The sequence below is a fragment of the Nocardia sp. NPDC055053 genome (assembly GCF_053608285.1).
This window is the reverse complement of sequence record NZ_JBSGVD010000011.1, coordinates 17686-43531: the sequence shown is the minus strand read 5'-3', so window position 1 is coordinate 43531 and position 25846 is coordinate 17686. Positions and strand designations below refer to the sequence as shown.

The following is a 25846-nucleotide window of genomic DNA, read 5'->3' as shown; positions in this document are numbered from 1 at the left end:
CGGCGGGCATGATGCGCGTGTCGCTCGCCGACCGGGCACACTTGAGCCTGTGACCGTTCGAGTTGGGGCCCTGCATCTGGGGTGGGATGTGGTGTCCGTTGCCGCGGGCGGCGGTGAGACTCCGATCCGCCCGGTTCAGGTGGAGGGCACCTACACCCCACCCGCCTACCTCCTCGCCGACGCGGCGGGCAGGCTGCACACCGCAGGCGTCGACCGGCAGCGGCCGGACCTCGGCATGGCCATCGCCGACGTGCGCGACATCCTCGGGCACCCGCAGATCGTGATCGCCGGCGCAACCTGGCCCGCGGAGCTGGTGTTCCGGGCCAGGCTGTACAACCCGCTCGCCGCGGTCGGCAAGTACCTGCGCGGCAAGCCGCAGCTGGTCGCGCTGCCGTACCCGGACACCTGGCCGGAGGAGAAGGTCGAGACCTACGCCGCGCTCGTCGAGCAGCTCGACGTGGTCGTGGAGCCGCTGCCGGAGAGCGTCGCGCTGTCGGGTTATGTGCGCGCGCTCGGCCTGGTCTCGCCGCCGAGCGAGCGGCACCGCAACGGCATCGGCGCCACCGGCGTGTACTCCGACGGGCGCACCCTGCTGGTCGTCGCGGTGCACGGCGACGACGAACAGCCCACCGAATCGGTGGAGGTCGCCGTCGGCGCCGAGGCGCTGCGTGACGCCCGCTCGGCCGACAACGTGGTGATCGAGGCGATGGCCGCGGCCCGCTCGATCGGCGCCGACACCTCGACGGTGCTGCTGGCGGGCAATGTCTGCTTCAACGACGCCCTGCGGCTGGCCTTCCAGAACCATCTCGGTCAGCGCCTGCACGTGGCCGATCATCCGATGCACGCGCTGGTGCTCGGCGCGGCGCACCTGCTGGTCACCGAGCCGGAACTCGACGAGGACGACTACCCCGAGTCCCAGCACCCTGGCCAGGGCTATGCCGCGCAGGTCGGCTGGGGTGCCCCGCCCGCGGCGCCGACCACCGGTCAGCCGCCGAGTCCGGCCGGTTTCGTCGCCGGTCCGCCCGCGCAGTCCGGCGGGCGGCACGCGCTCGACGAACCCGACGACGACGAGCGCAGGGGCAAGCTGCTCGGCAAGATGAAGAAGGGCTTCTTCGGCGCACCGGCCGTTGTCGGCGCGGTCGCGCTCGCCGCGACGGCCTGGCACGCGGGCGCCACCGCTCCCGCGGCCGCGGCCGACGGTGAGTTCGTGAGCTGCGCGTTCACCCCGTACGCGAACACGGTCCCGCCCGAGGGCATCGCGAGCGCGCGCGGTGGCGGCCTGATCGAGGACCAAGCCTGCGTCACCCCCGGCATCGACACACTGCGCTACCTCATCCCTGGTCCCGCAGGCGCGACCGATCCAGGCCCACCGGTGGTGATCTAGCTCAGCGCCCGATTGTGGTGGCGTCATGCGTAGCTGGTATCGTTGCTCGCTGGCGTGTGGAACGTCGAACCGTTCGCGGATCGGCGTCTCCTCGATGTCCCGGGTCTCCACCGGCCGCCGGGACGCTCTCGACCACACCCGTGGCCGGCAACACCGACGACAGACAGGGAACGACTGTGCCTACGTACAGCCCCAAGGCAGGTGACGTCACCCGCAAGTGGTACGTCATCGATGCCACTGACGTAGTCCTCGGCCGTCTCGCCGTGCAGGCCGCTGGCCTGCTGCGCGGCAAGGGCAAGCCGACCTACGCACCGCACGTCGATGGTGGCGACTTCGTCATCATCATCAACGCGGACAAGGTTGCCATCTCCGGCAACAAGAAGCAGGACAAGCTGATCCACCACCACAGCGGACACCCGGGCGGCCTCAAGTCGCGCACTGTCGGCGAGGTGTTGGCGACCCGTCCCGATCGTCTCGTGGAGAAGGCCGTCAAGGGCATGATCCCGAAGAACAAGCTGGGTAACGCGATCGCGGGCAAGCTGAAGGTCTACGCAGGCCCGAACCACCCCCACGCCGCGCAGCAGCCGGTTCCGTTCGAGATCAAGCAGGTGGCCCAGTGACCGCTCCTGAAGAGTTCAACGAAGAGTTCGACGCGGTCGACGAGACCGTGGTCGAGGTTGTCGAAGACGGCGAAGGCTACGAAGCCGAGTACGTCGAAGAAGCCACCTACGCCCCGATCGTGATCGATCGCCCGGTGCAGACCGTCGGCCGCCGTAAGGAAGCCGTCGTTCGCGTGCGCCTGGTTCCCGGCTCGGGCAACTTCGAGCTCAACGGCCGCACCATCGAGGATTACTTCCCGAACAAGGTGCACCAGCAGCTCGTGAAGTCCCCGCTGGTCACCGTCGAGCGTGTCGAGAGCTTCGACATCTACGCTCGCCTGGTCGGTGGCGGCCCCTCGGGTCAGGCAGGCGCCCTGCGTCTGGCCATCGCCCGTGCGCTGATCGAGGTCACCCCGGAGGATCGTCCCGCGCTCAAGCGTGCCGGCTTCCTGACCCGTGACCCGCGTGCCACCGAGCGTAAGAAGTACGGTCTGAAGAAGGCCCGTAAGGCGCCTCAGTACTCGAAGCGCTGATTTACGCACTGTCGACCGCCGTCTTTCGCATCCGCTAGGTATGCTCCCCGCGAGAGCGGGGATGGGCCCGGTCGGCGGAGCACGTGTGCGAGAGCAGGCTTCCAGCACGGCTGGTCGCCTGCTCTCGTGCTGTATTCGGGGACCTACTACAAGTAGAGGGTTTTATGGGACGGCTGTTCGGCACCGACGGTGTTCGAGGACTCGCCAACGACTCGCTGAGTCCGGAACTGGCGATGCGCGTCGCCGGCGCGGCGGCGCAGGTGCTCTCGCGCGGCAAGAAGCGCGCGGTCGCGGTCCTCGGCCGTGATCCGCGGGCCAGCGGCGAGATGCTCGAGGCCGCGGTGACCGCGGGCCTGACTTCGGCGGGTGTCGACGTCCTCTCGGTGGGCGTGCTGCCGACCCCGGCCGTGGCGTACCTGACCGGCCTCTACGACGCGTGCTTCGGCGTGATGATCTCCGCCTCGCACAATCCCATGCCCGACAACGGGATCAAGATCTTCGCGGCGGGCGGGCACAAGCTCGACGACGCCGTGGAACAGCGGATCGAAGCCCTGATCGCCGAAGGCGTCACCGTGCGCCCGACCGGCGCCGGCATCGGCCGCGTGCGCGGCGACTACACCGTCGAGGGCACCCACGAACGCTATGTCGAGCATCTGCTCGAATCCACCGGCCAGGACCTGTCCGGGCTGACCGTCGTCGTCGACTGCGCGCACGGCGCGGCCGCCGAGGTGGCCCCGCAGGTGTACCGGGAGGCGGGCGCGACGGTGATCGCGATCAACGCCGAACCCAACGGCCTCAATATCAACGACGGCTGCGGGTCGACCCACCTCGAGGCCGTGCGCGCCGCCGTCCTCGCGCACGGCGCCGACCTCGGCATCGCCCTCGACGGCGACGCGGACCGCTGCCTCGCGGTGGACGCCGCGGGCGAGATCGTCGACGGTGACGCGATCATGGCCGTGCTGGCGCTGGCGATGCGCGACGCGGGCGAGCTCGTCGACAACACCCTGGTCGCGACCGTGATGAGCAACCTCGGTCTGCACATCGCCATGCGCGCCGCCGGGATCACCGTGCTCACCGCCGCCGTCGGTGACCGCTACGTGCTCGAGGAACTGCGCCGCGGCGGCTACAGCCTGGGTGGTGAGCAGTCGGGTCACGTGGTGTTCCCGCGCTACGGCACCACCGGTGACGGTGTGCTCACCGGGCTGCGGCTGATGGCGCGGATGGCCCAGACCGGGCGCCCGCTCGGCGAGCTGGCCGCGGTGATGAGCACCGTGCCGCAGGTGCTGGTGAACGTGCCGGTCAGCGACAAGGCCGCCGTCGCCGCCGATCCCGAGGTGCGCGAAGCGGTCGCCGAGGCCGAGCGCGTGCTCGGTGAGTCCGGCCGGGTGCTGTTGCGGCCCAGCGGAACCGAGCAGCTGGTGCGGGTGATGGTCGAGGCCACCGATCCGGCGCAGGCGCGCCAGCTCGCCGACGATCTGGCCAAGCAGGTCGCGGCGGTCTAGATCTGCCTGGCGGGTTACGCCAGGTCCATCTAATATCGGCTTACGCCGTATTGACCTGTGTGCTGGTGGCGAGTGTGCTGCTTGGCGCACCGGACAGTTTGGCGCGCAACACGATTCGAAGGGGGCGATTCATGGTGCCGCCGCTGCCTGCCCGGAACTACCGCGACGAGGACCGCTACCCGCTCGAATACGATCCGTATCACCGCTGTGGTGGGGCGTGTGGCAGGCCGGGGTGCCGTGAGGTGCCGCAAGGGTATTCGCACACCGTCCCGATCCGGGACGAGGGTTACGGCCAGCCGGTCGAGCACTACGAGCCGGTCCCTGAACCGTCGCGCGGGTATTCGTTCCCCGTACCACGGGTGCCGCGCTCGCGGTCGCTGATCGTTGTCGTGGCGATACTTGTCGTCACCGGTGCCGCCGGGCTGATCGGCGCCGCGCTCGGTTCCGGCATCGACCTGTTCGGTGCCGCGGAAATGGCTGTGGTGCAGTCGTTCTGAGCTAGAACTGGCCGACGAGGAAACCGCTGAACAGCACCAGGAACCCGAGGATCTCGCCCGCGATCAGCCCGTACATCGACATCCGCAGCGCGGCGGGGATGGTGGTGCCGGCGAATTGATTGGTGGTATCGCGCCGCCAGCCGTGCAGCACGTAGCTGGCGATCGCGCCGACGAAGAACGCGAGGATCACCAGGTCCGCCGTCAGGTTGACCGCCGTCGGCCACGCGCTGAGCTCGGTGAACACCGCGAGCAGGATCCCGGCGAAGGAATACAGCAGGGCGGCGCGGTGCGCGATGTCGACGTAGATGTGCGCCGCGCCCTCGGCCGAGGTGCGGATGCCATGGTATTTCCACACCCCGAGCAGCAAGGCGATCAGGAAGATCAGGCCGGTGACGAGCAGTGTGACGCGGGTATCGATGCCAAGTGTGAGGTCCATGGTGCGTCCTAATCCTCGGTGAGCGATCCACCGGCCATGTGCCAACGGCGGGTCGCGCGAACAGAATCCAGCATCCGGCGATCATGCGTCACCAGAATCAGCGTGCCGGTGAAGGATTCGACGGCCTGCTCGAGCTGTTCGATGGCGGGCAGGTCGAGGTGGTTGGTCGGCTCGTCCAGGACCAGCAGATTCACCCCGCGCGCCTGCAGCAAGGCCAGCGCGGCGCGGGTTCGTTCGCCGGGGGAGAGGGTGTCGCAGGCGCGGGTCACATGCGGGCCGCGCAGGCCGAATTTGGCCAGCAGTGTGCGGACGTCGGCGTCGGGCCAGTCGGGCATCGCCGCGCTGAAGGTGTCGGTCAGCCGTTCCGATCCGCGAAACAGCCCGCGTGCCTGGTCGACCTCGCCGATCTCGACGCCGGAACCCAGTGCGGCGGAGCCGGAATCGGGGACGATCTTGCCGAGCAGCAGGCTGAGCAGGGTGGATTTGCCGGAACCGTTGGCACCGGTGAGCACGATCCGGTCGGCCCAGTCGATCTGCGTGGTGATCGGGCCGAGGGTGAACTCGCCTCGGCGCACGACCGCATTGGCCGCGGTCGCCACCACCGCACCGCTGCGGGGCGCGGCCGCGATCTCCATCCGCAGCTCCCACTCCTTGCGCGGCTCTTCGACCACGTCTAGGCGTTCGATCCGGCGCTGTGTCTGGCGGGCCTTGGCCGCCTGCTTCTCGGTCGACTCCGCACGGGTCTTGCGGCCCATCTTGTCCGAGTCGTTCTTGCCCTTACGTCGCGCGTTGCGCACGCCGTGCTCGAGCCAGTTGCGCTGCATCTGCGCCCGCGCCTCCAAACCCGCCTTGGTGTCGGCGAATTCGTCGTAGGCCTCGCGGGCGTGCTTGCGGGCGATCTCGCGTTCGGCCAGATACGCCTCATACCCGCCGTCGTAGAGCCCGACCTGCTGCTGCGCCAGATCCAGCTCCAGCACCCGATTCACGGTGCGCGCCAGGAACTCCCGATCGTGACTGATCACCATCAGCGGCACCCGGATGCCTTTGACGAAGCGCTCCAGCCGGTCAAGACCGTCCAGATCGAGATCGTTGGTCGGCTCATCGAGTAACAGAATGTCGAAGCGCGACAACAACACCGAGGCCAGACCCGCCCGCGCCGCCTGTCCGCCGGACAGACCCGTCATCGGGGTGTCCAGGCCGTTCGCGAGTCCGTCGGTGAGGCCGAGATCGGCGGCCACCTCCTCGGCGCGCTGATCCAGATCGGCGCCACCGAGGGCGAGCCAGTGCTCGAGTGCGGGCGAGTAGTCATCTTCCCCGCCTTCGCCGAGACGCTCCGCCGCCGCGTCCATCACCTGCTGGGCAACGGCGACGCCGGTCCGGCGAGAGAGGAATTCGAGCACGGTCTCGCCGTCGATCCGCTCCGGCTCCTGCGCCAGGTAGCCGACCGTCGCGTCCGGCGGGCTCAAGGTGATGGCGCCGCCGCCGGCCGTGCGCTCGGACAGCATCCGCAGTAACGTCGACTTGCCGGCACCGTTCACTCCCACCAGCCCGATCACGTCGCCAGGGGCGAGAGTGAAGTCGAGGTCGGCGAAGAGGGTCCGCTCGGCGTGGCCTGCGGACAGACCGGTGGCTTGCAATGTCGTGCTCACCTGTCTAAGTCTGCCCGCCTAGGGGTAGCACCCTGAGATCGGGCCCGGCAGAAATCAGGGTGCGGATGGGTCTGCCGACCGATGCGGGCGGAGGCCTCGGATCGGCACAGTGGAGTCATCGCTTGCACGGCAGTCCCGGACTGACCGAAACCCGATTCGGTCTCGTGCCGGGTTGACGCTTCATTGCCCGCTGCCCTATCCGCTCGCGCGGGTGGGGTCTTCTGCCTGGCTCCACGTCCATCTCCAACCCGATGGTTGGCGGTCGGGCTACTCCCGATACCGGTCCCGCCGAGGCGGGCGAGGTTGATTGCGGCGTTGTGATCACGATCGATCGAGACACCACAATGCTGGCAGTTGTAGGTGCGATCGGCGAGTGTCAGGTTTGGCTTTCGCCCACCACACGCCGAACACGTCTTCGAAGAAGGGAAGTATCGATCGGCTTCGATCAAAGTAGAGCCATACCAGCGGGTCTTATAGGCCAGCATGCGCCTGATCATGGCCAGCGCAGCATCGGCCAAGGCGCGGTTCAGGCCACGTTTGTACGCACCACCGCCCGAGCGCATGCCGGAGGCGTTGAGCGTCTCCACCACGATGACGTCGTGTTGCTGGGCAAGCGCGGTGGTGGCTTTGTGTAGGACATCCCGGCGCACATTGGCAGCGCGGGCATGAATCCTCCCGATCCGCCCCTTGGTTGTGCGCCATCGCCTTGATGGCTGCTGTTTTGTCTGGGTGACAGGGTTGTAGCAGCCGTGCTGGCGGGCACTCGTGCGCTGCAACGACCGCAACCGTTTTTGGGCGCGAGCTAGCGGTTTCGGGGCCCGGACACGAATGATTTCTGTGCCGTCAGGGGTGGCGACCAACAGGAGGTTCTTTACTCCGACGTCGACCCCGACAACCGGGTGCCGTGACCTGGCAGCGTGCTCGGGCAGGGTCTTTGCCGCCACGATCGTCTGGAAAGAGCAGTACCAGCGCCCGGCGGCATCCTGGGCCGCGGTCGCCGACAACACCCGAGCACGACCGCTGTCGATCCGGCGGGCGAGTTTCCTCGTTGACTCGTGTGTGCGGATTGTGCCAAGACGCGGCAGGGTGATGTGGTGGCGGTCGGTGTCGACTTGAATGGTGCCGGTGGTAAATCGCACCGATCGTCTTGACCGCGCCGATTTGAACCGCGGGAACCCTACCGCCATGCCCGCACGCAGGCCGGTTCGGGACTTCGACCAGTTGTCCAGTGCCCGCGCCAACCCATCCAAACCGGTGTTGTACGCCTCTTTGGAGTTCTCGCTCCACCACGGCGCGTGCTCACCTTTGCGGGTATTCCAGGTCTTCCGTAGTGCGGCCAGTGACCATCCCAACGACGGAGTGAGCTCATCGGCGGTGAGGTCGTAGCTGCGTTCGGCGGCCCGCTGATCCAGCACTGCCTTCACCAACGCCAGCATGTGATTGTGCGCGAACCGCGCCGTACCTGTGTGTGACGCCAGCGCCCGCGCTTGGGCAGGAGTGGGATCCAGTGCGTACCGGTAGGCCTGGACCACCCAACCATCGGGGATCACGAATGTGGCCATCAGACAGCCGCCGTCGCCAGGTTGACCCGCGCCCCCACCGCCGCCATCACGCCACCATGTATACACCTTCGGTCATGCCGAGCCATGCAAACCGAAGTTCCAACTGCCCCATCGGACCTCGGATCGGCCTCGTCCGTGGAAGATCGTCGCCTGAAGATCGTATGTACGCGGGCATGCCCCGAAGGATCGGCCTTCTCGGGGTGTGACCCTGAGTTCGAGTCTGGCAGAAATCAGGGTGCGTATCGGTCCTGCTACCGATGCCGGCGCCCACCCGTAATCGGCACAGTGGAGTCATCACTTGCACGACAGGAAGGCAACACCAATGACTGCGCCTGCCCGCCGCTTCACCCGTTCGACCAGCGACAAATGGATCGCCGGCGTCTGCGGTGGCATCGCCGAGTACTTCGGCTGGAACGCCAACATCGTCCGCCTGGTCTTCGTCGTCTCCTGCCTCCTGCCCGGTCCTCAGTTCCTCCTCTACCTGGTCCTGTGGCTGATCATGCCCAAGAAGTAGCGCCCGACCGCTCCGGCACCCGCTCGCGGATGACAAGATGGTGACAGTCTCACCGCGCCGTCATCCGCGAGTTTTCCGTTGAGGAGGAGTCCCATGGTCACCTCGGGCGACATCCCCGGCCTCGGCCTACCCGACATCGACGCCCATTCATCCCTCGGCGGCCTCGGCCCGGTCGAGCTCCACTCCCCATCCCAGGATCTCGACGGTGACGGAGTGGTCGACTCCCTCACCGACGCCACGCCCCACGACACCAGCGTCTGGTCGGACTTCGACCATGACGGGATCGCCGATCATGTGACGGTGGTCGAGGCGGATGGGGATTATGCGGCGTGGGAGTACCACCGGTTTCCCGATGGGACGTCGGAGTGGCGGCGGACGGACCAGGGGAATCTGGGGGAGTAATTCTGCTCCGCAGGGGGAACCTGCGGGCGGGTTCCCGCGTCCAAGTAGGTAGGGGCGCCGTCGGGGCGCGCCGCAAGCAGCGGAGGTGGGGGATGGGCACGCAAGTTTCCGGCGGAGTTGTCGTCAACCAGAGCCAGATGACCACATCGGTCAACAGCTTGAAAACCACTGTGTCCGAGCTACGTACGGCGGCGAAGAACGTCGAGGACAACAGCTGGGGCGCGGGCCGCAACGGCGCCGAATCCGAAGCGGGCCGCGCCTACGTGGACTACGGGGTGCGGATCGCGCAGGGCATCGAGCGAACGGTCACCTGGCTGAAGGTGTGGACAACCTCGACCGAGGCCACCGCAGAGGCGATCGGCAACGCGACCGTCGAGTTCACCGAAGTCGACAAGAACACTGCACGAGCCCTCGACCGGACCGGTGCGAAGTGAGCACTGAAATCCGAAGGGGGGCCAAGCGATGACGCAGTCCGTAGACGACATTCTGAACGACGGTTCGAAAGGTCTGCTCTATTTCGAGCAACTGCTGCCGCTGTACGAGGAGGCCTTCGGCAATGATGCGGGCTGGCCGACGCTGAAGATCCAGGCAGCGTACGACCAGGAGCGAGGGATGAACCTCGCAAAGCTGGTGACTTCCGCTGACGCGCTGCAGAAGATGATCACCGTGGCCGACACCCAGCGCGGCAATCAGCAGTCGGCGGCGAACGCGTTGGGATCCACCTGGCAGGGCGCGGCGGCCGACGCCGGAATCGGACGGCTCCGCGAGATCGTCGGTCTCGCGGAAGGCGACCGCGGCAAGGTTCAGGCGTTGGCGACCGCGATGTCCGGTGCGGCGACCGCATTGCAGAAGATCGTCGAAGACAAAGCGGCCACCGTCAAGAAGCTTGCCGACGGGAATCGTGTCGAGGTCGGCAGTCAGCGGACGCTCATCACCATCGGTGAGATGACGGTGGTCGACATTCAGCAGATCATTCGCAGCAGCAAGTCGGGCGACATCCTGAGCTCGCTGCTGCAGCGGCTGACCGAAGTGCCCGACATCGAAGATCGCGCGAAAGAGCTCGAGCGGAATTCGGATGCGTGGAAGCAGGCCGTCAAGGAGATCTGCGTCGACTGGTTGGATACGGTCTTCAAGAAGGACTACAACGACAAGCTCGGTGTATTCAACGCTCAGTGCACGACCACGCTGATCGCTGTGCAGGGGCAGTACATCGCCATCCAAACCGCTGCTGATGCGATCGAGGAACGTGCGTATCCCTCGGTGGCCGGGGTTACCGCTACCGCGCCTGGCGACAATACGGCCAACGGCGATCCGTCGAAGACGAACGGCGGTCAGCCCGGAACCAATCAGGCGGCTACGAACGACGGGCAGACCGCGACCGCTGGAACACAGAACGGTGACACCTCCACCGGATCGCCGGTGAAGACGCAGACCACCGACGACTCCACCGCCGATGATGACAACGATGACGATGAAGATGACGATTCCGACACCAGCAGCGCACTGAGCGCGATCGCATCCTCGCTCAGTGAACTCGGCAGCACCGTCTCCAGCGCGCTCACCGGTGACCTCGGGGATTCGCTCACGTCGGCGATCGAATCGGCGGGAACGGCGATCAGCGACGGCATCGAGCAGATGACGGAACAGGCGAGCAGCCTGCTCTCCGGTGAGCACGAGGCATCGTTCCAGCTCGGTGACACCAAGGTGAGCATCGAGGCAGGCGAGAACGGGCTGTCGTTGACGACGACCGATGCTGACGGCACGACAACGCAGTACCGATTGGCGTTGGACGAGAACGGAATTCCGGTCATCGAACAGGATTCGAGTACCACCGAGGATGGGGACGCCTCGCCCAGCGCAGAGGACGAGGGTGCATCGGGCTCGGGCGCACCGGAATCCGGGGGTGGCAACGGTGAAGCCGGTCTGGCGGATGCGGGTGCGGGCGGCGTGGCGACACCGACCACGCCGGAAACTCCTGACCTGACCAATGCTCCGGTGACAAGTGAAATCGGCAGCGGTGAGCCCTCTTCCGGTTCTGTAGGAGCTGGTGTGCCTGTCGCTCCGCGTCCGGCCCAGCCGGGAACAGACGGCGAACACACCCCGACTGTCGAGGATCACCCGGCGAGCAACCCGGCCGATTCCGGCGCCATCCTCGCCGAGGCGGGCCCGCTGTGATGACGCCCATCCTTGGCGGATCGCACTCGACAACGGGAGAATGATCGTCCGTGGACTACGCGGCAGAAATCGAGCAGATCGCGGCGGAGGCGCATCGTCGCTCGGCCACGCTGATGGACGAGATCGATGAGATCAACAGACAGACCATGCTCCGTGCGGAACAGTTCGCCGTCGAGGCTGCCCAGCTACTGCGCGACCTGGCCGAGCAGGAGACCGTGGACGAAGCGGAAGCTGTTGAGCCGCAACCAGTTCAGGGTAGGGACGATCCTGCACACGAGGTCGCGCCCGTGACGGCGGCGCAGACACCGCCGTCCGGGCCCGTCGTCTTCGTGCCGGATCCGAACATGACTCCGGAGCAACAGCGACAGGCGGAGATCAGGGCGGCCGTCGCACGGGCGCGGGCGGCGCGAGAGGCCAGGTCGACGGTGGTGCCATCGGACGGTGACTATGACTCCGAGTCCGAGTACTACCGCCGGTCGACTTGGCTGGACTGAGGTGGCCTGATCACGTTCTTGTGCCGCTAGGGTTTCGTGTTGCCAGACGAATCATCAAGGTGACGAGGATGATCGCGAGCGATCCGAAAACCCACAGGACAAAGGGGCTCTCATTGAACGTGTGCATAACCGGAACGGAGAGCGTGACGGCCGCTGATCCTCCGCCGATAAGCCACGCCAAAGGGGTGGCCTCATTCAATTGGATCGGATTCGCTGGGACTCGCATGATGATCAAAATCAAGGCGAGTAGCGACAGCGATGCTATCGGAAGTTGTAGGAGGTGGAAGTCCGACCACCAATCCCACCAGCCCTGGTCTCGCAATATGTAGAGCAGCTCAACTGCTGCTACCAGCACGATAGGTACACTGCCGAGTGTAGTCGCCACCCACCAAGCGCTACCCCGTGTTTGCGCCGGCGCAGCGTTGGTGATGATTGCCAAGGCCTGGCCCATCACCATCGTGGCTGACATGATGATCACCGTACTAGCTGCAGATTTCAAGAACGTTGAAGAACCCATCGCTGATGTCAGCAGACCGCCCGCTGCGGATATCGCCAGGCCGGTGATGCACACGACGCGAGATCCGACGAGGCGGCCCAGCCGTGATCCCAGGAACATGGAAAGGGGTACCGCCAACAGAAGTGATCCTCCCAGAATGGGACCATACCAATCTGTCAGATAGGTCAATCCTCGCGTGCTGAGCACGAGCGTGAAGAATGCGCACCACAGTGCCAGCAGGAGCGGGCCGCGACCACTCGGCGTCACCGGAGGCTTCGGCGGTATGCGACGCTCCCATCCTCGGTCGGCGGCAAAGCTGCCGGGCGGGGCCACAGCGGTTTGTGCATTCGCCAGCGTTTCCGGTGTCCATGTCGCCGCCGCCGGTGGATTCGCGACCGGTGCAACACTCCGATTGGTCATCGCTTGGGCCGCTGCCTGCGCGAACTCGGTGCAGGAGTTGAACCGATGAGCCGGATTCTTGGCCAATGCTCGCTGGATGACCAAGTTCAGTCCGGGCGGCAGCCCCGGGCGTCGTTCCGAAACCAGCGGCGGGGGCGCGGACATGTGCGCTCCGATCACTGCCACCGGGTTGGTTGCCGCGAAGGGCGCGGTGCCGGTGAGGAGCGTGAAAAGCGTGCAGGCCAGGGAATACTGGTCGCTGCGGTGGTCCAGGGTGACGGCCGCGAGTTGTTCGGGAGAGGCGTAGGCCAGGGTGGCGGTGAACGTACCGGTTTGGGTGAGGCCGTTGACGTCATCGCGGAGCCGGGCGATACCGAAGTCTGCCAGTAGTACGCGTTCGGGTTGATGGGGCTCTGGGCTGGACAGCAGGATATTCGCCGGCTTCACATCACGATGCAGGATGCCGCGGCTGTGCGCGAAATCCAGGGCCGCGGCGACGTCGGTGATGATTCGGATCGCCCTGGCCGGATCGACCATGCCGGGTGCTCCGGCGTCGGAGCCGGGGACATACTGCATGGCGATCCACAGGTTCTTTCCCTCCAACCCGCGATCCTGCACAGCGACGATATTCGGGTGCTCGAGTTGCGCCACGAGGTCGGCTTCACGCTCGAATCGCTGCCGAATTTCGTTGTCGCCAAGTAGATCCGAGTTGAGGATCTTGAGAGCTACGTGGCGCGGCAGCCTCGGATGCCTGGCGAGGTAGACGGTGCCCATCCCGCCTCGGCCGAGGACCCGCTCGATCCCGTAGCCCGCGAAGACCTCCGAAATCCCCCAGTTATCCACCGCAAGTCCTTGTCTGTCGTCCATCGCGTTCGTACTCGCACCGGCATTGTTCACCGGGCGTGTTCGTTCTCCCGCTCACGGAGCCTGCTGTGGGTTCGGTCGATCCAGTTGGCGAAGAGCGAGCGCAGGTCGTCGGCGGCGGCCGGGCGGACCTGCACCTGGTCGCGGTCACGTTGCAGCAGGTAGCGGCCGTCTTCGGTGAGGTCGAACCACTGTGCGCTGTACCAGGAGTCGGACCGGGAGTCGAGTGGGCCGGGCAATAGTTCGGCGATTCCACCGCCGTCGCGCGGCTGGCCGAGAAGGCGTTCGAACTGCTTGCTGGGCGAGTCTCGATAGCCGTCGTTGCCGCCTCGTCGTGCTGAGGTGATGTCGTCGATGTGGAATGTTCGACTCGATGAGCGCCCCGCCGCGAACTCGGGCAGCAGCTTGGCGATCCGGCCCGGGAGGTTGTCCGGCCGGAACAGCCTGCACCGGATGCGCTCCTCGACGTCATGGGTGACGGTCTGAGACAGCAGGACCGCGTGATGGGCGGTCTGCGCGCCGAGCAGTCGATACATTCGTCGTCGGCCACCGCCGAGGCGGGTGGACTCACCGACGATTCTGATCTGCAAGTCGCAGTTGCTCAAGGTATGGAAGGCGAGCTGGATCAGCTCGGTCTCCTCGCGGTCATACCTTGCATGGACCGCTGCTCGGTGCGCTCGTTCCTCGCTGACGGTGGGGATGCGACTGGTGTAGCCGAGTGGTCCCGGGAACCGATCGTGCGCGTCGTTCAACCAGAGAGCCGCGAAATCGTCAGGCTCCCAAGTCCATTCACTCATCTACGTTCCCGCCGATTACGCCACCCTGAATTGTGCGTGGCATCTCACCGAGTAGTTCCTCGGTGTTCTCCATGTTCTTCAGCCAGTCCGGGATCTGATGGGTCTCGTCGTCTTCGGACTTGCCGCCGCCTCGGCCGCCGCCCATACCGCCCATTCCTGGTGCACCCGCTCGGCCGGTGCCACCTCCGCTCGCTGCGGCGGTTGCGCCGGTCGGAACTCGCGGAGCGGTCGGTGATCCAGCCGTGACACCGCCCGGCGCGGGGGCGCTTGGGCTACCGCTGCCTGGGCTACCGCCACCCGGGCTGCCGCCGCCGGGTGAACCGGCGCTGGGCGAGCCCGCAATCGGCGTCCCTGCCGGATTGACCCCCGCCGGAGTCGTCTCCGGGGTGGACGCGGGTGATGTCGAGTCCGGCGATTCCTCTTCCTCGGTCGTCGACGGATTGGTGTCGTCGGTGGTGTCGTCGTCGCTGGAATTGTCTGTGTCGGTGGGTGTCTCGGTTGCTGGGTCCTCGGTGGTCGGCGAAGTCTCGTCGCCCGGGTTTCCGCCGTTCGCGCCGCCCGGGTTCGAGCCGTCGCCGTTGCCTCCGCCGTTGGCGCCTGTATCGCCGCCGGTCGGCTTCCACGAGGTGAGCGGTGAGGTCGGGCTCTCGGGTTGCGGTAGTACGGGAATCTGCCCGTCGGCAGCTACAAATTCTTTGACGTAGTGGTTCTGCATCGCCTCGCGTGCTTTATCGCGGGCATTGTTGATCGCGGTCATCGAGCGGGTTCCCGGCTCGGCGAACCAGAAATCATGGCCATCCAGATTCCACACGCTGTCGGGCATGTTCTGCGGCTCGTCGACGTCTTTGCGGGTGTTGTTCACTCCGTTGACTGTGGTGGTTACCCGTTGCGACAATGCATTCAACGCTGGAGTCAGCTCGAGTGCCCGTGTCGCATAGTCTGCGATGGCATTCTGGGAGGCTGTCGCTGCCGCGCCTTCCCAGGCCGATGTGCTCGAGCGACGGATCCGGGCGGCGAATATCTCGACGGCGGCGGACCAATCAGAAGCGAGCTTCTGATATTCGGATCTCGCGTTGTCGGCTTCGGTTGTGTCGAGTGGGTTGAATGCTCGGTAGATCGCCCAGTGTTCCCAGGAGTTGGGTGTTTCCGGGTCGCCGATTCGGGGATTCTCGTTACCGGCCATCAGGCACGCCCTTCCGTAGACGCGATCGCAGATGGCGGAACGTTCGCGGAGAGCTCGTTGTAGCGGGCGGCGAATTCATCGTCTGTTGCCATGTATCGTTTTGCGATCTCGCGATGCATTTCTCGGATATCGACGACAATATCGTAGTGCTGCTGGAGGATGTCTTCGACGTTGTTGTCAGAATCGCTGGCGCCGCCAACCTTCCCTGCCTTGCCGCGAAACCAGCCCACCACTGTGGATGCGGACGTCAGGCCTGGGGTTGTTTCACCCAACCCCCACTTTTCGCGATTGGCGATGGCTCGGGCCTGGGTCTGCATATTGATGATTTCGTCAAGAAATGCTGTGCAGTCGCGCTCCATGTACACGAACTCGTCGGCGTTGACCCGGATGTCGGTACTGAATGAAACGCTCAACCCGCCATTCTTTGCTTCTTGAACCAGGCTTTCCAGCGGCGTTGCCAAGGGTCCCCTCCCTATGTCATCGATGGAACTAGCTACCAGATTTTATTGTCGGCACAAGCATGTGTGCAAGACTTTTCGCGATATCGCACGGCTGGCGGTGGCCGGATTTCTCCCGATTTGGCTGATTCCCGATCGAGATTTCCATGCTTCCGTTCTTCATTTCGACATTGATGTCGCACCACTTGTCTGCCTGGGCCGACTTATAGTGAGTGATTGCGCGGCGGCCATCGATCGTCAATTCCTCGCCGATTGTGACATCTGTATTTTCAAGAACTTGTTGAATGGTGATAGTCGACACCGTAATTGCGGCACCATAGCCGCCGGATTGTATCCAGCGACAACCCAGCCACTTATTACGTCCAGTCGTCCACCCGTCGTCCTTCCTTGGGTTTTTCAACTCCTCCGCGTCGATCACCGACTGCGGCAGACTGCATCCGTCGAACCCGGTGGGCAACACCGACTCCTGGGTCGTGGTCGCTGCCGGGGAACTCAGCTGCGCATCCCCTTCGCTGCCCGAGCTGCACCCGCCGAGGAGTGCAGAGATCGCCCCGCCGACGACCAGTATCCGTACGACTGCCCCGCGATCCATCGATCAACTCCTCGTTCCGGTCACAGGCCGGTCCGCTCCCGCCCCAACCTGGAATTTACACCCCGTGGGGCGGCCGGCGACGTCGCCTCCGAGCCGCAAGCACGTTCTGCCCAAGGCCTATCCGAACCAACTCTTGCCGCGGAAGTACTCGCTCTCCTGGTCATAGCCGTCGTAGTCGACCGGCTCGACGCGCTCGGCCGCTCGGCGCGCAGCGGCTGAGCGGGCTATCGCCTCGCGTGCCTCGCGCAGTTGGTCTTCGTCGAGCGAGGGCGCGCCGCCCGCGGGTGCCGAACTCTCGGGAGTGTGTTGCTCGGCGACGACACTCCGGTGCCTCCCGGTCCTCAGCTCGTTGTCCGGGGTTGTGACACGGGCTTGCTCGGCCGCAGCGCGTGCCATCGCGTCGCGTAGTTGTTCTTCGCGGCGGACGGCGTCGAAATCGATGACAGGCTGCGGCTCGGTGATCGGTTCCTGCTGTTCGGCGGCCTGCTCAGCAGCTCGTTCCTCGGCGGCTCGCGCTTCGGCCAACAGGTTGTCGCCTATGGCCTGCAAGCGGGCTCGTTCGTCTTCGAACTCGGCTCGAAGTATGCGGGCTCTGCGGAGATGCTCGGCAACCAGGTCCTGGATCGGGGAGTAGCTCACAGGGGACCCGCCTCCGCCAGTTGTGCGCCGGTGTCAGGCGGCGTTTCCGGTTCGGGAATGGTTGACCAGTGTTCGGTGTCGGCGACCTGGTTGTTGTTGGCGGTGGATATTCCCGGCTGAACGGCCATGCTCCCGGCGACGGCGCCGTCGGTGGTCCCGCCCTCGGTGGTGGACTCGTTGGGCACAGCGGTCGTGCTCGGTGTCGCCTCTGTCGATGCGGCCGAGTCGGTGATCACCGGGATGCCGTTCTCGTTCAGGGTGAGTCCGTATGCGTGGGTCGTGCCCGCGGTGTCGGTAGTGGTGAGTTTGAGTTGCCCGTCGTCTCCGGTCGCCAAGCTGAGAGTGGTTCCGGCGATGTTGACTTCGGTGGAGCCGGTCCCGCTGAACAACGTGCTCAACTGCTCGATGCCGCTGGTGATCGATGTTCCGAGCGAACTGAGGCCGGTGCCGATGGATTCGGCGATGGACTCGGCCGAACCGGACGCTCCGGAGGTGAGGCTCGACAGTTCGCTGACCACTGAGCTCAATGTCGACAGTCCGCTCGAGACCGTGGACAACAAACTGCTCAGATCCGTGGACGAATCGTCGTCGTCATCATCGGTGTCATCGGTTGTTGTCGGATTCTTGGTGCCCGCCGTGTCGGTTTTCGTGTCGTCGGTGGTCGTAGCGGGCGTGGTATCCCCGGTCGAGCTACCCCCGCCGCCATTCGAGGTTCCGTCACCAGATGGGTTGTTCGTGGTGGGGTTCCCATTCTGGGAGGTGTCTGGTGCTGGGGTGTCCGATGGCATCGGATAGGGGGCGGCTTCTACTGCGGCGAGTGCCGTCGTTGCCTGCTTGAACACCTCGCGAACGATCCTGGAGGTCTCTTTGCAAACCTCGTCGAAATGTAAAACGGTTGCCTCGAACTGAGGGATAAACGTGTCTCTGATTGCTCTCGTCGCATGGTCGTTGTTGTACTCGTTGATATAGTTCTCGATGGACTGTAATCCGAGGTGTTCGTCCGGGGCGGCTTGAAAGTCGGCAGTCCCCCTGGGTCGCCAGTATCCTTTCACGTCCGTGGCCTTTTCTGAAACTATGTTGCGAAGCGCAATTGCCAATTCTCCCAGCTCCCGAGCGGCAGTACTGGCATGGGTGTAGTCCTCGTCCGCGCGCCGCACCTGTTCATTCAGCATCGTGAAGGCTGCATCGCCTGCGTCGCCCTGCCATACGTTCTGTATGGCGTTTCGCTGAGTCTGTTGTTTCACAAGTTCTGTGTACAACTTCGGGAGTGCAGCTCCAAGGGTTGTCGACATCCTGCCGATCGCGTCGATATCCATACCTTGTTCCATGTCGTACATGGCACACAGCTGGTAATAGTCGCGGTTCGCGATGTCAGCTCTGCCGAGCTGAAGTTCTGTGAAGCATCTTTTGTAGAGCGGAAGGTAGTACTTGAAGTACTCCAACCCTTCGGCGCCGTCGGAGAGGATTTTATCGGCATTTCCGACGGAGCCTGAGACGTTGTGTTCCCAGTCGGAGTTGAGCTCGCCATCTTTGACGACTCCGGATTCGTCCGCTTTCCAACTCATCCGAGATTCACCGCAGCCGTGATCTTGGTTACGTTGGCGTCATCGACGGAGGAATATGTATTCGCGCTGGTGGTGTACGCAGTGCCTGTTTTGGTCACCGCGGTTTCCCAGTGCGCCAACCACGCTCCGATACTCACAATCTCGGCACCGAACTTTGTGCCCTCGTCCCCATAGGCCTTACCCGCCTGGGCGGCAGTGAACGACCACCCGCTGATGTCCTTGTTGAGTGTCTTGATCGTGCCCCCCGAACTGGTCAGATTGCCCCCGAGCTTGCGTAGCTGCTCCGGATCGACCCTCACGTGACCACCCATCGGACCCCTCCCTTCGTGTTCCCTTGCCGCACAGCGTCGGCTACATACATTAGGCCGGGGCAGCGGTCGATCGCACCCGTGGTTCGTGAGGAGGCCGGGGCCGTAGCCTTTCGCGATGACCGTCGACGCGGACGAGCGCCTGGAGGCGCGCAGTCGACACGGACGTTCCATGAACGAGGCAGTTCGGCCGCTCATCCCAGCACCGTCGCCGGACCCGGAGTTCGGTGACGACTTGGATGCCGTGCGAGTGCCGTGCAGCGCGAATTAACGCAGAGTCGGGACTAGCCCCGGATCAGCTTGGCGACCGTGCCGATGGACAGCTTCGGGGTTTCCTCTTCGACCGGGGCGTTGGGGTCGACCACGGTGGTGTGGGGGATGACCGCTTCGGGGTCGGCGAAAGGGGCGTACTTCTTGTCGGCGAGGAGGGTGGTGAGGAGGTAGCCGGTGAGGAGGGCTCGGGTGGTTTTCTCGGTTTTGTGTTCGTAGCGGCCTGCGCCGAGGGCGGCGAAGAGGCGGCGGCCTTCGACGATGCCGTTGTGGGAGGCGCCGTCGATGGTGCGCAGGATCGAGGGGCCGGACCAGGCGGTGGCGAGGGCGCGGGCGTTGGAGCTGACGGAGTCGAGGTCGAGGGCGCCTGCCAGGATCAGGCCGGGCATGTCGAGGTCGGGGGCGATGTTCTCCGCGGTGGGGGAGGTGGGGGCGGGGAACAGGGCGGCGACGGCGGCGACGCGGCGCTGAGCTGCGGCGATGACGGCGGCGCCGGCGCCCATGCCGTGACCTGCCAGGGCCAGGCGGTCGGGGTGCACGCTGATGGTGCCGTCGCCGAGGCGGACCTTGCTGACGATGTCGAGCGTGGTGAGCAGGTCGGTGCCGAGGTCAAGATGTGACGGGATCGGGCCGCGTTCGGTGTCGGGCGCGGCGACGACGAAGCCCCACGACGCGACATGCTCGAGCAGGCTCTTGTAGTTCTCCGCGCTGGTCAGCCAGCCGTGCGCGAACGCGACGGCGGGCAGGTTCAGCCCGGACTCGGGCGTGTACACCACACCGGGCTGGCCCGCGATGCCCAGATTTCCGCGCAACACCCGGTGGGGGCCGCGCGCGGACAGGGTGCTCAGGAGCGATTTCACGGAGACCGACACGGCGAGAAGGTTAGCCGATCAGTAGGGTGGGGGACCATGTGCGGAATCGTGGGCTACGTCGGTTACCGGGACGCGCTCGGCGTTGTCGTCGACGCGTTGCGACGCATGGAGTATCGCGGGTACGACTCGGCGGGGGTCGCGATCCTCGACGGAAACGGGTCGATCGCGGTCGAACGCAAGGCGGGCAAGCTGGCCAATCTGGAGGCCGAGCTGGACGCCGCTGGTGCGGCGCAGTTCGCGGGCACCAGTGGCATGGGGCACACCCGGTGGGCGACCCATGGCGCCCCGACCGACCGCAACGCGCACCCGCATCGCGATGTGTCCGGGAAGCTGGCCGTCGTCCACAACGGGATCATCGAGAACTTCGCGCCGCTGCGCCGCGAGCTCGAGAACGCCGGGGTCGAGCTGCTCAGCGACACCGACACCGAGGTCGCGGTGCATCTGGTCGCGCGCGCGTATGCGGAAGGCCCCACCGCGGGTGACTTCACCGCGAGCGCGCTGGCCGTGCTGCAGCGCCTCGAGGGCGCGTTCACGCTGGTCTTCACCCACGCCGATCATCCCGGCACGATCGTCGCGGCCCGGCAGTCGACGCCGCTGGTCGTCGGCGTCGGGCAGGGCGAGATGTTCATCGCCTCCGATGTCACCGCGTTCATCGAGCACACCCGCGAGGCGGTCGAGCTCGGGCAGAACCAGGCCGTGGTGATCACCGCCGACGGCTACACCGTCACCGACTTCGCCGGGAACACCGAGGGCGTGGTCACCCGGCCGTTCACCATCGACTGGGATCTCGCCGCCGCCGAGAAGGGCGGCCACGACTACTTCATGCTCAAGGAGATCGAGGAGCAGCCGACCGCGGTCGCCGATACCCTGATGGGGCATTTCGTCGTCGACGAGAACGGCGGCCGGATCGTCCTGGACGAGCAGCGTCTCGCCGATCAGGAACTGCGCGAGTTCGACAAGGTGTTCGTCGTCGCGTGTGGCAGCTCCTACCACGCTGGTCTGCTCGCCAAGTACGCGATCGAGCACTGGACCCGGGTGCCGGTGGAGGTCGAGCTCGCCAGCGAGTTCCGCTACCGCGACCCGGTGCTGGACCGGTCGACGCTGGTGGTGGCGATCTCGCAGTCCGGTGAGACCGCCGACACGCTCGAAGCGGTGCGCCACGCCAAGGAGCAGAAGGCGCGCGTGCTCGCGATCTGCAACACCAACGGCGCGCAGATTCCGCGCGAGTCGGACGCGGTCATCTACACCAGGACCGGGCCCGAGATCGGTGTCGCGTCGACCAAGGCGTTCCTCGCGCAGGTGGCGGCCAACTATCTGGTCGGCCTGGCGCTGGCGCAGGCACGCGGGGTCAAGTACCCCGACGAGGTGGCCCGCGAGTTCGCCGAGCTCGAGGCCATGCCGAAGCAGATCGCGCGGGTGCTGGAGACCGGTTCGCAGGTGCGGGCCATCGCGCGCGAGCTGGCGCACGTGCCGACGGTGCTGTTCCTCGGTCGCCACGTCGGCTACCCGGTGGCGCTGGAAGGCGCGCTCAAGCTCAAGGAGCTCGCGTACATGCACGCCGAGGGCTTCGCGGCGGGTGAGCTCAAGCACGGGCCGATCGCGCTGATCGAAGACGGACTGCCGGTGATCGTGGTGATGCCGTCGCCGAAGGGCCGTCCGGTGCTGCACTCGAAGCTGCTGAGCAATATCCGCGAGATCCAGGCGCGTGGCGCGCGGACCATCGTGATCGCCGAAGAGGGCGACGACACGGTGCGCCCGTTCGCCGACGACCTGATCGAGATCCCGGCCGCGCCGACGCTGTACCAGCCGCTGCTGTCGACCATTCCGCTACAGATCTTCGCCGCCGAGGTGGCGCAGGCTCGCGGGTACGACGTGGACAAGCCGCGCAACCTGGCCAAGTCGGTCACCGTCGAGTAGATCCCGTATCACCTGCGCGCCCTTCGATTCCCGGCCCGTTTAGACTGCATGCCGAACAGCGTTACGTGATCGGGAGGGACGGTCGGGGTGGGGGTTGGAAACGTCGCGTCCTTCGCGGGGTACACCATCGAAAGTGTGCTCGGCCAAGGCGGAATGGGCACGGTGTATTTGGCGCGACACCCGCGGTTGCCACGTCGAGTGGCGCTGAAACTTCTCAACCGTGAGGTGTCGGCCGACGCCGAGATCCGGCGGCGTTTCGAGCAGGAGGGCGATGTGGTCGCCCGCCTGGATCATCCGGGAATCGTCGGTGTCTACGACCGCGGAACCACTGATGGTCATCTATGGATCGCGATGCAATACATCCAGGGCAGCGATCTGGCCAAGCTGGATCCGCGCGCGCTCTCCGCCGATCGGGCGGTGCAGATCATCGGCCAGACCGCGGACGCGCTAGACCACGCGCATGCGCACGGTGTGCTGCACCGCGATGTGAAACCCGCCAATATCCTGCTGGCACAGCCGGAGGCAGGGCGACCGGAACGCGCGGTACTGACCGATTTCGGGATTGCCCGGCTGCTCGACTCCACCACCCAGCTCACCGCGACCGGAACCTTCACCGCGACCTTGGCTTACGCCTCGCCGGAGCAGCTGGCGGCCGAAGTGGTGGACCACCGCGCTGATCAGTACTCGCTCGCCTGCACGCTGTTCACCCTGCTTGCGGGCGAAACGCCCTACGCGAACAGCAATCCCGGACAGGTCGTCGCCGGTCATCTGAGTCTGCCAGTGCCGCGGCTGAGCGGATTGCGACCCGATTTGTCACCGGCCCTCGACGACGTCTTCGCGCGGGCGATGGCCAAGAACCGCGACGACCGATTCGGTAGCTGTGGTGAGTTCGCCGCTGTCGCGGCCGAGGCGTTGCTTGGCGTCGCGGTCGCCTATCCACGGTCGGCGCCCACTGTCTTCAACCAGGCGCCCGAACCGAGTTATTCGCAACCGCAGGCACTTTCGCAGCCGTATCCGCAACCACAGCCTCCGCCGCACAACGGTTTCGTCCCGGCACCTGTCGCGCCCGGACCGCGCCGAGTCGCCTGGACCCGGAGGATTTTCGCGGGCGTGGGCGTGGCTCTGGTGGCCGCGATCGTGCTCGGGTATGTGCAGCGCGACACGCTCATTCAGGCAATGAGCGGCTGGGGTGACGAGTATCAGAGCATCGCCGAGGCGTTCCCGGAGCTGCTCCCTTCGTCGCGGGCGGGCTCGGGCTGGCTCGGTACCGACTGCTATTCCTCGTCGTATTCGGAGGGGCGGGTGCACGGTATCCGCTGCTCCGACAAGGACGCTGGGATCGAATTCCAGGTCCGGCGATACAGCAGCGAAGCCGAAGCGACAGCGGCCGTGTTCAGTTTCGTCCGGGAACGGTCGGGTGATCAGGTCACCACGCACCCCGGTGCGTCGACGCCGATGACGGTCAGTATGCGGCCGTGGACGGGCATGGCCGCCGACCGCACGGTCTACACCCGCTTTCCCGGCGACCAGCAGCGGGCGAACCTCGTGTTCGAGCTGGGATGGGCCAATCACAGCGCCCAGGAGACCTATCAACAATGGTGGCCGCAGGCCCCGCTCGGAAAGGGATGAGTTCCGAGATGGTCCAACTCGCCGCCGGTTCGTCCTTCGCGGGATATACCGTCGACGGTGTGCTCGGCCAGGGCGGCATGGGCACGGTCTACCTGGTCCGGCATCCACGGCTGCCGATGCAGGTTGCGCTCAAGCTGCTCGTCCCGACCGCGTCTGCCGATCAGGAATCGCGGCTGCGGTTCGAGCAGGAGGCGCGGGTCATTGCGCAGCTCGAACACCCGAACATCGTCGATGTCTACGACACCGGCACGAGCGACGGGCACCTGTGGATCTCCATGCAGTACGTGCGGGGTGGTCACGCCGATCAGCTCGCCGCGCCGTCCGCGGACCCGGCGCGGGTGCTGAACGTACTCGGACAGGTGGCCGACGCACTGGACTACGCCCACTCCCGCGGGATCCTGCATCGCGACGTGAAACCCGCGAACATCTTGCTGGCCGTGTCGGACACCGGCAGGGAGGAGCGGGCCGTGCTCACCGACTTCGGCATCGCGCGGCTGGCGGCCCCGGATGCCGGGCTCACCGTGGCGGGCTCGTTCGCCGCGACGGTCGCCTTCGCCTCGCCGGAGCAGTTGTCCGGCAACAGCGTTGATCATCGGGCGGATCAGTACTCGCTCGCCTGCACCCTGTTCACGCTGCTGACCGGTGCTGCCCCATTCGACTACATGAACGCAGGGCAGGTGATCGCGGCACACCTCACCAAGGCGCCGCCGCGGGTTAGTGTCGTGCGCGCCGACCTGCCCCCGGCGCTCGCCGACGTCATTGCTCGCGGCATGGCCAAGACACCGGAGCAGCGGTATGGCAGCTGCGGTGAGTTCGTCGCGGCGGCGCGGGCGGCACTGGCCACGCAACCGGACCCGCGGCGATTCGCCGCCACGATCGCCGCCCAGCACGCCATGGCGCCTCCGGCGCAGGGCGCGTGGGCGCCGATGATCGGCCCCGCACCCGGTCTTCCGGCGTATCCTGCACCCGGCAGACCGCCGAGGCGCCGGGGCAGACGGGCTTTGATCACGATCGCGGCGGTGATCGCTGTGGTCGGCGCATTCGCCGGTGCGGGGATCAAATATGGGCCCGACCTGATCGCGAACATGGGTACCGACCCCTGGGGAAGCCGGAATCAGGCGGTGGCGGACTTGTTCCCGCAGTTGGTGTCAAAGGGCGAACATGGCACGGGATGGCGCGGTGTCCGCTGCCTTGCCAGAACTCCTGGCACACCGTCAGAGGTTTCGCTACGGGCAGACATTTTTTTCGCCAACGGCATCGATTGTGAAGATGACGCCAATGAAAATCATTTCATCGTGATGGACTTCGATACTCCGGAGCGCGCGCAGGTCTTCCTGCGTGCTCTCGCGGAGAAACCGAGTTTCAGTACGAGTTGGTCTGAGCCCCACCCGAGCTCGGCAACACCGCTGACCATCGTCTATTCGACTTTTCAGCAGGGCGGTGGACTACATACCGGCTTTCCAGGAGATCCGGAGCGGGCAAGGTTCGTCATTACCTTCTACCAGTTCATTCCCGGAAAGACCGGGGCGACGGTACGCGACGAACTGTGGAGAAACGCGCCTCTCGGCGATTCGTGAGCCGCGCATCCCGGGAATCCACCGTGACTACGTCTCCCCGAACCGTTCAACCCGAGTCTGCTCCACAGCGTCAGCTACTCCACCGTGATGGAGCCGCGCATGTCCGGGTGCAGGCTGCACAGGTAGCGGTAGGTGCCGGGCTGGGTGAAGGTGTAGGACCATTCGCCCTTGTCGATGATGGGGCTGTTGATGCCCATCGCCTTGTCGCCGATGCCCTGGACATTGTGCGGGGCCTTGTCGGAGAACTTCCAGGTGACGGTCTCGCCGACCTTGATGGTGACGTCGGCGGGGGAGTACTTCATGCCGCTGACGTCGATCGCCAGGTCGGTCGGCTTCTGGTCGGTCTGCGTGGTCGTGGTGGTGACCGGGCGCGGCTTGCGGGTGGTGGTGGAGGCGGCGTTCCCGCCGTCGCCGGAACAACCGGCGGACAGCAGGGTGGCGGCCACGGCGAATCCGGCGACAACCCGGGCGGATGCGGCGCGGTGACGAACCATCGACATGGGTGTGGAGCGTAGTCTGCGAACGATCGCGGA

At 65.8% G+C, this 25846-nt stretch carries 26 protein-coding genes; 13 read left to right on the top strand and 13 right to left on the bottom strand.

Annotated features, from left to right (window positions below):
• Window positions 1-49 precede the first annotated feature (49 nt).
• The 5 genes from ACWF82_RS14150 to ACWF82_RS14130 all read left to right on the top strand — a co-directional run bounded on the left by ACWF82_RS14150 (window position 50) and on the right by ACWF82_RS14130 (window position 4515).
• Window positions 50-1384, top strand: coding sequence for a hypothetical protein (locus ACWF82_RS14150; RefSeq protein ID WP_452501216.1), 1335 nt, complete (start codon window positions 50-52; stop codon window positions 1382-1384).
• A gap of 176 nt (window positions 1385-1560) precedes the next feature.
• Window positions 1561-2004, top strand: a complete 444-nt coding sequence (rplM, locus tag ACWF82_RS14145) for a 50S ribosomal protein L13 (protein WP_022567307.1) — start codon at window positions 1561-1563, stop codon at window positions 2002-2004.
• Complete coding sequence (rpsI, locus tag ACWF82_RS14140) at window positions 2001-2516, top strand: 30S ribosomal protein S9 (protein WP_378853193.1); 516 nt, start codon at window positions 2001-2003, stop codon at window positions 2514-2516. The genes rplM and rpsI overlap by 4 nt, the downstream gene beginning before the upstream one ends.
• Before the next feature lie 164 nt (window positions 2517-2680).
• Entirely contained in the window at window positions 2681-4018 is a 1338-nt protein-coding gene (glmM, locus tag ACWF82_RS14135; RefSeq protein ID WP_452501214.1) for a phosphoglucosamine mutase, read from the top strand.
• A 131-nt stretch (window positions 4019-4149) separates the two neighbouring features.
• Complete coding sequence (locus ACWF82_RS14130) at window positions 4150-4515, top strand: hypothetical protein (protein WP_452501212.1); 366 nt, start codon at window positions 4150-4152, stop codon at window positions 4513-4515.
• 1 nt (window position 4516) lies between these two features.
• Here the strand turns inward: ACWF82_RS14130 and ACWF82_RS14125 are convergent, their stop codons facing one another.
• From ACWF82_RS14125 to tnpB, 3 genes are read right to left on the bottom strand one after another with little or no spacing between them, the layout of a single operon-like run.
• Complete coding sequence (locus ACWF82_RS14125; protein WP_452501210.1) at window positions 4517-4951, bottom strand: hypothetical protein; 435 nt, start codon at window positions 4949-4951, stop codon at window positions 4517-4519.
• Window positions 4952-4959: 8 nt separating this feature from the next.
• Window positions 4960-6600 (bottom strand): ABC-F family ATP-binding cassette domain-containing protein, encoded by a 1641-nt coding sequence (locus ACWF82_RS14120; RefSeq protein ID WP_452501208.1) that lies wholly within the window; start codon window positions 6598-6600, stop codon window positions 4960-4962.
• Window positions 6597-8162 carry an IS607 family element RNA-guided endonuclease TnpB gene (gene tnpB, locus ACWF82_RS14115; protein WP_452501206.1) on the bottom strand — a complete coding sequence of 522 codons (1566 nt, stop codon included), beginning with the start codon at window positions 8160-8162 and terminating at the stop codon, window positions 6597-6599. The genes ACWF82_RS14120 and tnpB overlap by 4 nt, the downstream gene beginning before the upstream one ends.
• Before the next feature lie 322 nt (window positions 8163-8484).
• On the opposite strand from tnpB, the gene ACWF82_RS14110 reads away from it, so the two are divergent.
• From ACWF82_RS14110 to ACWF82_RS14090, 5 genes are all read left to right on the top strand, one after another.
• A complete protein-coding gene (locus ACWF82_RS14110) occupies window positions 8485-8676 on the top strand; it encodes a PspC domain-containing protein (RefSeq protein ID WP_019045152.1) in 192 nt (63 codons plus the stop codon).
• A gap of 93 nt (window positions 8677-8769) precedes the next feature.
• Complete coding sequence (locus tag ACWF82_RS14105; RefSeq protein WP_452501204.1) at window positions 8770-9078, top strand: DUF6802 family protein; 309 nt, start codon at window positions 8770-8772, stop codon at window positions 9076-9078.
• A 92-nt stretch (window positions 9079-9170) separates the two neighbouring features.
• Complete coding sequence (locus tag ACWF82_RS14100) at window positions 9171-9512, top strand: hypothetical protein (RefSeq protein ID WP_452501202.1); 342 nt, start codon at window positions 9171-9173, stop codon at window positions 9510-9512.
• A gap of 28 nt (window positions 9513-9540) precedes the next feature.
• The gene (locus tag ACWF82_RS14095; RefSeq protein ID WP_452501200.1) at window positions 9541-11253 is read left to right on the top strand and encodes a hypothetical protein; all 1713 of its coding nucleotides are present in this window, start codon (window positions 9541-9543) and stop codon (window positions 11251-11253) included.
• Between the two features lie 50 nt (window positions 11254-11303).
• Complete coding sequence (locus ACWF82_RS14090; protein WP_452501198.1) at window positions 11304-11747, top strand: hypothetical protein; 444 nt, start codon at window positions 11304-11306, stop codon at window positions 11745-11747.
• 10 nt (window positions 11748-11757) lie between these two features.
• Here ACWF82_RS14090 and ACWF82_RS14085 read toward each other — a convergent pair whose 3' ends face one another.
• The 9 genes from ACWF82_RS14085 to ACWF82_RS14045 all read right to left on the bottom strand — a co-directional run bounded on the left by ACWF82_RS14085 (window position 11758) and on the right by ACWF82_RS14045 (window position 20190).
• Window positions 11758-13539, bottom strand: coding sequence for a protein kinase domain-containing protein (locus tag ACWF82_RS14085; protein WP_452501196.1), 1782 nt, complete (start codon window positions 13537-13539; stop codon window positions 11758-11760).
• Complete coding sequence (locus ACWF82_RS14080) at window positions 13536-14303, bottom strand: ESX secretion-associated protein EspG (RefSeq protein ID WP_452501194.1); 768 nt, start codon at window positions 14301-14303, stop codon at window positions 13536-13538. The genes ACWF82_RS14085 and ACWF82_RS14080 overlap by 4 nt, the downstream gene beginning before the upstream one ends.
• Entirely contained in the window at window positions 14296-15165 is an 870-nt protein-coding gene (locus tag ACWF82_RS14075) for a hypothetical protein (protein WP_452501192.1), read from the bottom strand. Before ACWF82_RS14075 ends, ACWF82_RS14080 begins: the two co-directional genes overlap by 8 nt.
• A 320-nt stretch (window positions 15166-15485) precedes the next feature.
• A complete protein-coding gene (locus ACWF82_RS14070) occupies window positions 15486-15947 on the bottom strand; it encodes a hypothetical protein (RefSeq protein WP_452501190.1) in 462 nt (153 codons plus the stop codon).
• A 28-nt stretch (window positions 15948-15975) separates the two neighbouring features.
• On the bottom strand, window positions 15976-16536 hold the full coding sequence (locus ACWF82_RS14065) for a DUF3558 domain-containing protein (protein ID WP_452501188.1): 561 nt from the start codon (window positions 16534-16536) through the stop codon (window positions 15976-15978).
• A 117-nt stretch (window positions 16537-16653) separates the two neighbouring features.
• Window positions 16654-17175, bottom strand: coding sequence for a hypothetical protein (locus ACWF82_RS14060; protein ID WP_452501186.1), 522 nt, complete (start codon window positions 17173-17175; stop codon window positions 16654-16656).
• Window positions 17172-18740 carry a hypothetical protein gene (locus tag ACWF82_RS14055; RefSeq protein ID WP_452501184.1) on the bottom strand — a complete coding sequence of 523 codons (1569 nt, stop codon included), beginning with the start codon at window positions 18738-18740 and terminating at the stop codon, window positions 17172-17174. Before ACWF82_RS14055 ends, ACWF82_RS14060 begins: the two co-directional genes overlap by 4 nt.
• Entirely contained in the window at window positions 18737-19051 is a 315-nt protein-coding gene (locus ACWF82_RS14050; protein ID WP_452501182.1) for a hypothetical protein, read from the bottom strand. The genes ACWF82_RS14055 and ACWF82_RS14050 overlap by 4 nt, the downstream gene beginning before the upstream one ends.
• 281 nt (window positions 19052-19332) lie before the next feature.
• Entirely contained in the window at window positions 19333-20190 is an 858-nt protein-coding gene (locus tag ACWF82_RS14045; RefSeq protein ID WP_452501181.1) for a poly(ethylene terephthalate) hydrolase family protein, read from the bottom strand.
• Between the two features lie 36 nt (window positions 20191-20226).
• Between ACWF82_RS14045 and glmS the strand changes: the two genes are divergently transcribed.
• The 3 genes from glmS to ACWF82_RS14030 all read left to right on the top strand — a co-directional run bounded on the left by glmS (window position 20227) and on the right by ACWF82_RS14030 (window position 25313).
• Window positions 20227-22107, top strand: a complete 1881-nt coding sequence (gene glmS / locus ACWF82_RS14040) for a glutamine--fructose-6-phosphate transaminase (isomerizing) (protein WP_452501179.1) — start codon at window positions 20227-20229, stop codon at window positions 22105-22107.
• 87 nt (window positions 22108-22194) lie between these two features.
• On the top strand, window positions 22195-23736 hold the full coding sequence (locus ACWF82_RS14035; protein WP_452501177.1) for a serine/threonine-protein kinase: 1542 nt from the start codon (window positions 22195-22197) through the stop codon (window positions 23734-23736).
• Between the two features lie 8 nt (window positions 23737-23744).
• Window positions 23745-25313 carry a serine/threonine-protein kinase gene (locus tag ACWF82_RS14030; RefSeq protein WP_452501175.1) on the top strand — a complete coding sequence of 523 codons (1569 nt, stop codon included), beginning with the start codon at window positions 23745-23747 and terminating at the stop codon, window positions 25311-25313.
• A 74-nt stretch (window positions 25314-25387) separates the two neighbouring features.
• Here ACWF82_RS14030 and ACWF82_RS14025 read toward each other — a convergent pair whose 3' ends face one another.
• The gene (locus ACWF82_RS14025; RefSeq protein WP_452501174.1) at window positions 25388-25813 is read right to left on the bottom strand and encodes a cupredoxin domain-containing protein; all 426 of its coding nucleotides are present in this window, start codon (window positions 25811-25813) and stop codon (window positions 25388-25390) included.
• Window positions 25814-25846 lie beyond the last annotated feature (33 nt).